The sequence below is a fragment of the Kitasatospora sp. NPDC097643 genome (genome assembly GCF_040302625.1).
Taxonomy (GTDB): domain Bacteria; phylum Actinomycetota; class Actinomycetes; order Streptomycetales; family Streptomycetaceae; genus Kitasatospora.
Window position 1 is genome coordinate 223,096 of record NZ_JBEOSA010000003.1, and the last position, 7,001, is coordinate 230,096.

4 protein-coding genes are annotated in these 7,001 nt (G+C 72.1%); 1 reads left to right on the plus strand and 3 read right to left on the minus strand.

All coding sequences use genetic code 11. The features are described from left to right. Positions 1 to 11: 11 nt before the first annotated feature. The 3 genes from asnB to ABTY15_RS04170 form a co-directional block, all read right to left on the minus strand. Positions 12 to 1,856: an asparagine synthase (glutamine-hydrolyzing) gene (gene asnB, locus ABTY15_RS04160; protein ID WP_350575646.1), complete on the minus strand. Its 1,845-nt coding sequence runs from the start codon at positions 1,854 to 1,856 to the stop codon at positions 12 to 14. Between the two features lie 186 nt (positions 1,857 to 2,042). Beyond that, the gene (locus ABTY15_RS04165; protein ID WP_350575649.1) at positions 2,043 to 3,764 is read right to left on the minus strand and encodes an MFS transporter; all 1,722 of its coding nucleotides are present in this window, start codon (positions 3,762 to 3,764) and stop codon (positions 2,043 to 2,045) included. 157 nt (positions 3,765 to 3,921) lie between these two features. Continuing rightward, positions 3,922 to 4,674 (minus strand): TetR/AcrR family transcriptional regulator C-terminal domain-containing protein, encoded by a 753-nt coding sequence (locus tag ABTY15_RS04170; RefSeq protein ID WP_350575652.1) that lies wholly within the window; start codon positions 4,672 to 4,674, stop codon positions 3,922 to 3,924. 154 nt (positions 4,675 to 4,828) lie between these two features. Here ABTY15_RS04170 and ABTY15_RS04175 point away from each other — a divergent pair, with 154 nt between their 5' ends. After that, a complete protein-coding gene (locus tag ABTY15_RS04175) occupies positions 4,829 to 6,934 on the plus strand; it encodes an MMPL family transporter (RefSeq protein ID WP_350575658.1) in 2,106 nt (701 codons plus the stop codon). The last annotated feature ends 67 nt before the right edge of the window (positions 6,935 to 7,001 follow it).

Consider the following 7,001-nt stretch of genomic DNA (forward strand, 5'->3'; position numbering starts at 1 on the left):
GGGCGGAGGGGTCAGAGTTCGATGCGGACGCCGTAGTGGCGCAGCCAGGCGTCCAGCGAGAGCACCGTCTCGACGTCGGTGCGGGTGATCCAGTTCTCCGCGGGCCCGCCGGGCTGGTCGAGCAGCTTGCGGACGGCCGAGCGGTCCAGCAGCGGAGCGACCAGGGACTCGCGGTCGTCGACCGCCTGGCGCAGCTCCTCGACGACCGCCTGCTGGTAGGCGGGGTCGATGGCGATCGGGAACGGGCTCTTGCGGCGCTTCACCACGGACTCCGGCAGCAGGTCGGCGGTGGCGGCGCGCAGCAGGCTCTTCTCCCGGCCGTCGAAGGTCTTCATCGCGTTCGGGACGTTGAAGACGTAGTCGATCAGCCGGGTGTCCGCGTACGGCATCCGCAGTTGCAGGCCGACGGCGGCGGCCATCCGCTCGCTGTGGGCGAGCTGGTTCTCGGCCCAGCGGGTGAGCTGGAGGTAGGTGTACTGGCGGGCGCGGCGCTCGCTGTTGGGCATCGAGTCGGGGAGTTCGAGCTCGTCGCGGGCGTCCTGGCAGCGGTCCACCGCGTACCGGTCGACGTCCAGGCCGACCAGCAGTTCGTCGGAGAGCAGCCCGCAGCCGAGGGCGTGCCTGGCGCCGTGCCGGCGGGCCAGCGCGACCCAGGGCAGCGGCTCGTCCTTGGCCTCCGGGTCGTCGCTGAAGACGTTGCCGCCGAAGACCGAGTCGGCGGTCTCGCCGGAGAGCACCACCCGGGTGCGCTCGCGGACCGCGCGGGAGAGCAGGTAGAGCGAGGTGTTCATGTCGCCGTAGGTGCTGGGCAGGTCGCGGGCGCGCAGCGAGGCGAGACGCACCACCGGGTCCATCAGTTCGGCGGTGTCCAGCACGATGTTGGCGTGCCGGGCGCCGACCAGGTCGGCGACGTCGCGGACGAAGCCGGTGTCCGGGGTGGAGCGGATGACGTCCGGCTTGAACTCCTCGTCGTAGTCGGTGAAGGTCACCGTGTAGGTGTGCTGGGCGGCGGCGGGGTCGGTGTGGCCGATCATGCCGACCATGGCGCTGGAGTCCAGGCCGCCGGAGAGCATCGAGCTGACCGGCTGCTGCCCGCCGGCCTGGGCGCGGACCGACTCGGCGAGCAGCTCGCGGACGGTGGCGATGGTGGTGTCCAGGTCGTCGGTGTGCTCGCGGTACTCCATCCGCCAGTACTGGCGGGTGCTGTGGCCGTCGCGGTCGACCCGCACCAGGGTGCCGGCCCGGACCTTGCGGATCCCCTTGTAGATGGCGTGCTCGGGGCTGCCGGCGTAGGTGAGGATCTCGGAGAGGCCCTCGGCGTCGACGACCGGTTCCACGGCGCCGCTGGCGAGGATCGCCTTCGCCTCGGAGCCGAAGAGCACGCCGCCGTCGACCGGCGCGTAGTAGAGCGGGGTGAAGCCCAGCCGGTCGCGGCCGAGCCAGAGCTGCTCGGAGCGGACGTCCCAGAGGCCGAAGGCGAACACGCCCTCCAGCCGCTCGACGAAGGCCGCGCCCCACTCCAGGTAGGCGTGCAGGGCTAGTTGGGAGTGGCTGTCGCCGGCGGGCCGGTGGCCGCGGGCGGCGAGCTCGGCGCCGAGCGGGCCGGCGTTGGTCAGCAGGCCGGCGAAGGTGATGACGGCGAGCGGGGCGCCGTTGGCGTCGACGGCCGTCGCGGGCTCCCGGGTGGGGACGCCGTCGACGGCCAGGGTCCGGTTGGCGAGCGCGACGTGGCGGTCGGCCCAGAGGTTCTCGGCGTCGGGCCCGCGGTGCGCGAGTGCCGCCGCCATGGTCCTGACCGTGGGGAGCCAGCTGGTCAGATCCCTGGTGTAGTCCACCCATCCGGCAATACCTGACATGCCCTCACTCCTGACGTCGGCTGACTGGGTCGTGCCGATCGTCGGGTTTCCGGCTGGAGAGCGGATCAGGACTGGCTTGAGCCGTACCGCCGCCGAAAAGAGCCCCGACCGCGGGCCCGGCGGGGGTCCGGGTCGCGGTCGGGGCGGTCTGGGGTGGTGCCGGCGGTTGCTGCGGGGTGGTGCGGGTCAGGCCGGGTCGGAGACGTGGCCGCGGGAGTGCCGGGGGAGCAGGAAGCCCAGCAGGAAGGTCAGCGCGAACAGGCCGACCTCGATCCACAGGGTCTGCTTCACCGCGTCGGTGAAGGAGTCCTCCCGGACGGTGGTACCGACCTCGGCGATGGCCGCGCCGATCTGCTTGGCCGCCTGCGGCGAGTCGGCCGAGGACCTGATGTCGCCCTGCAACCTGGCGCAGCTGGCCGGGATCTCGCTCTGGTTCTTGTTGGTCGCCTGGTCCTTGCTGCACGCGGTGAAGTCGGCCAGCACGACGTCCTGTCGGGCGGCCGGGACGGCGGCGGCGGTCAGCGCGGCGCGCACCGGGCCGTCGTTCTGCTGGGCGGCGGTGCCGGCCTGCTGGCCGATGAAGGTGAAGAAGAGGGTGGCGAGCACGGCGACGCCGATCGTGTTGCCGATCTGGTTGACCGCGTTCAGGGTGCCCGAGCCGGAGCCGATCTCCCGGTCGGAGACGCCCGCCAGGATGATGTCGAAGAGCGGGGCGAGCACCAGGCCCATGCCGATGCCGGCCAGCAGCAGCGTGGGCACCAGCTCCATGGACGTGACGTCCGGGCCGTAGTGGTTGACGGTGAGTGCGGTGCCCGCGACGCTGACGGCCATCAGCAGGGCGCCGGCCTGGAGCACCTTGCGGCCGAACTTGGGGCCGAGGAAGCCGCCCGCGGCGGCGCCGCCGACCGCGGTGCCCAGTGCCCAGGCGCCGATGGTCAGGCCGGTGCGCAGGGTGGAGAAGCCCAGGCCGATCTGTAGGTAGAGCGCGAAGACCAGGAAGAACGAGGCCATCCCGGCGAAGAAGATGACGGTGACGACCAGGCCGGCCAGGTAGGTGCGGTTGCGGAAGAGGCTGAGCTCGACCAGCGGGGAGCCGTCCTTGCGGTCCTTGTAGCGCTCGTAGAGGGCGGTGAGGACGAAGACCGGCAACGAGGCGGCCATGCAGACGAAGGTCCAGAGCGGCCAGCCGTGCTCGCGGCCCTCGATCACCGGGGCGACCAGCATCAGCAGGGCGGTCACGATCAGCACCACGCCGACCAGGTCGAGCTTGAGCGGCCGGGGCGAGCGGGAGTCGCGCAGCAGCGGGCCGGTGGCGAAGAAGGCGGCCAGGCCGACCGGGATGTTGACGAAGAAGATCGGCCGCCAGCCCAGGCCGAACAGGTCGCCCTGGGTGAGCACGCCGCCGAGGACCGGGCCGCAGACCGCGGCGAGGCCCATGACCGGCCCGTACATGGAGAGGGCGACGACCTGTTCCTTGCGCGGGAACATGTCGCGGATGATGCCGAGCACCTGCGGGACCATCACCGCGGCGAAGGCGCCCTGGAGCACCCGGCTGGCGATCAGCATCCCGCCGCTGGTGGAGGCGCCGCAGAGGGCGGAGGCGACGGTGAAGCCGAGCACCCCGACGGCGAACATCGTCTTGCGGCCGCGGATGTCGCCGAGCCGTCCGCCGGTGATCAGGATCGCGGCGAACGCCAGCGTGTAGCCGGCGGCGATCCACTGGATGGCCGAGTAGCTGGTGTTGAGGTCCCGCTGGATGGCGGGAGTGGCGACGTTCACGATCGAACCGTCCAGCAGGTTCATGAACGACGCCGACATGACCACGAGCAGGGCCTTCCAGCGGCGGGGATCCGCCGCCTCCTCCGGCTGCTCGGCCGCCGGGGCGACGGCCTCGTCGGTGGTGGACATCCCGGACCTCCAGTTCTGCTGGCCGCGACTGAACGGCATTGCTATGCTGAATGCTGTTCAGCAACCATACGACATTCACTGGGGTGGGGCCATGCCTACGGGCAACGAAAAAAGCCCCTCGACCAAGGGTCGAGGGGCTGTGGTCCGGGGTCCGTCGTCAGTCCGGCGGGGTGTCCTGGCCGGTCATCCGGCTCAGGCCGCCCACCAGGACGTCCAGGCCGAACTCGAAACGCTCGTCGGGCGAGGCGTCGAACATCGGGCCGGCCAGCTTGGTGAGGTTCGGGAAGGCCTCGGCGGGCAGCGCGCCGAGGTACTCGCGGGCCTGGGCCAGCCGGTCCTCGACCGACTTCCCGTCCTTGTCGGCCTCGGTCCACACGGTGGCCTCGTACACCGAGGACTTCACGTAGCCCGACACCAGGTCGGCGGCATAGGCCGCGGCCCGGCCCGGCAGGCCGCCGGCGGTCAGGATCGCGAGCAGCTGCTCGAACACCACGACCGCGTTCGGCCCGGACGGGATCTGGCCGAAGGACATCCGGGCCACCGCCGGGTACCGGCTCAGCAGCTCCCGGGTGTTCCGGGCGAACTCCTTGATCTGCTCGGTCCAGCGCTTCGGGTCGGGCTCCGGGATCGACAGCTCGGCCATCACGCGGTCGAGGGTGAGCTGGAGCAGTTCGTCCTTGTTCCGGACGTGGACGTACAGGGCGCCGGGTGTCACGTCGAGCCGCTGGGCCACCGCCCGCATGGTCAGGCGGTCCAGACCGTCCTCGGTGATCACCCGCAGCGCGGCGTCCACCACGGCCTCCTGGCTGAGCGGCATGCGCATCCGACGCGGCGCGCGCTCCGGCTGCAGCCACGGTGGCGTGGGCACGTCCGAGGCGTTTCCGGCGGCGGGTACAGGGCTCTCGTCCATGGTTTCGGATCCTAACGCCACCCCCTACAGAGACCGGGGGCACTCCCACTACAGCGCCGCTGGAGCCCGGCGCCGGGCGCCCGCGGCCCCTCCACCGCACATCCGGCACGCGAACAACGACGAGCACGCCCTCGGCGTGGTCTGGAGGTCCTCCATGTCGCCCCAAAGGGGTTCCGCAGCAACCGGCCGCCGACTTCGGTGGCTGATCCCCGTCCTGCTCGTGCTCGGCTGGCTGGTGGTGGCAGGCTCCACCGGTTCGTTCCAGGCCAAGCTCGCCGACGTCGTCACCAATGACGGCAAGGCCTACCTCCCGGCCAAGGCCGAGGCGGTCGAGGCCGACGAGCTCCAGTCGCGCTTCACCAACAGCAACACCTACCCGGCCGTCGTGGTCTACGAGCGCACCTCCGGCATCACCGCCGAGGACCGCGCGGCCGTCACCGCGGACGCGGCGGCCGCCGCCAAGCTGCCGCACCTGACCGGGGCGGTCAGCCCGGTCGTCCCGTCCGCGGACGGCAAGGCGCTGCAGTTCACCGTGCCCGTCGAGAACAAGACGGACTGGGTGCACGACAACGTCGAGGCGCTGCGCAACCAGGCCTCCGGGCACCCCGGGCTGACCGCCCACGTGACCGGGCTGGCCGGGCTCTTCGCCGACCTCGGCGCCGCCTTCACCAGTCTGGACGTCAAACTCCTGCTGGTCACCGTGGGGCTGGTGGTGCTGGTCCTGGTGCTGGTCTACCGCAGCCCGCTGCTCCCGGTCCTGGTGCTGCTGGCCGCGGTGTTCGCGATGGGCCTCGCCGCCGCCGTCGTCTACTTCCTGGCCAAGGGCGGCCACATCACGCTCACCGGCCAGAGCCAGGGCGTGCTCTCCGTCCTGGTGATCGGCGCGACCACCGACTACGCGCTGCTGCTGGTCAGCCGCTACCAGGAGGAGCTGCGCACCACCGAGAACAAGTACGACGCGATCGCCCGCGCCTGGCGGGCCGTGCTCTGGCCGGTGCTGGCCTCCGGCGGCACCGTCATCCTGGGCACGCTCTGCCTGATGCTCAGCGGCCTCAACAGCAACCGCAGCATGGGCCCGGTCGCCGCGCTCGGCATCGTCGCCTCGCTGCTCGCCGGGCTCACCTTCCTGCCGGCCGTCCTCGCGCTCACCGGGCGCGGCGCCTTCTGGCCGATCCGGCCGAAGGTCGGCAGCGCCGGTAAGGAGCACGGGATCTGGGGCAGGGTGGCCGGACTGGTCGGCCGCCGGCACCGGACCGTGCTGGCGGCGAGCCTGCTCCTGCTGGTGGTGGCGGCCGGCTTCGTCGGCCAGTTCAAGTCCGACGGGCTGGCGCTGTCCAAGGGCTTCACCAAGACGACCGACGCGGTGGCTGGTCAGGACGTGCTCGGCGCGCACTACGTGGGCGGCACCGGCGTGCCGGTCACGGTGATCGCCAAGGCCGAGACCAGCGACGCCGTGGTCGCCGCGGTCAAGGGCGTCCCCGGGCTCACCGCGGTGAACGTCCGCCCGCCGATCGACGGGCTGGTCTCGATCGGCTCGGTGCTGACCGTCACCCCGGACAGCCCCGAGGGCGACCGGGCCGTCCGTGACCTGCGCACCGCCGTGCACGCCGTCCCCGGCGCGGACGCCAAGGTCGGCGGCTACACCGCCGTCGCGGTGGACACCCGGGACGCGGGCGAGCGCGACCTCAAGGTGATCATCCCGGCGGTGCTCGGGGTCATCCTGGTGATCCTCGCGCTGCTGCTGCGCTCGCTGATCGCGCCGCTGGTGCTCGTCGCCAGCGTGGTCCTCTCCTACGCCGCGACCATGGGCGTCTCCGCCCTGGTGTTCAACCACGCGTTCGGCTTCGCCGGGTCCGAGCCCTGGGTGCCGCTGCTCGGCTTCGTCTTCCTGGTGGCCTTCGGCGTCGACTACAACATCTTCCTGATGCACCGGGTACGGGAGGAGGCGGCCCACTCGGGCACCCGGGCGGGCACGCTGGCCGCGCTGCGGGTCACCGGCGGGGTGATCACCTCGGCGGGCGTGGTGCTGGCCGCGACCTTCGCGGCGCTGTCGGTGGTGCCGATGGTCTCGATGGCGCAGCAGGCCTTCATCGTGGCCTTCGGCGTGCTGCTCGACACCCTGCTGGTCCGCTCGCTGCTCGTCCCGGCGCTCACCCTGCAACTGGACCGGTGGATGTGGTGGCCGTCCCGGCTGGCCTTCCGGCCCAAGGCCGACCTGCGGCCGGTCGAGGACGTCCGGGAGGGGTCCCTGGTGGACTGACCGGGCCCGCGCCGGCCCAGCGCCGGGGCGCGGGCGGCGGGGGGCCGCGGGGGGGCGCGGGGCCGGG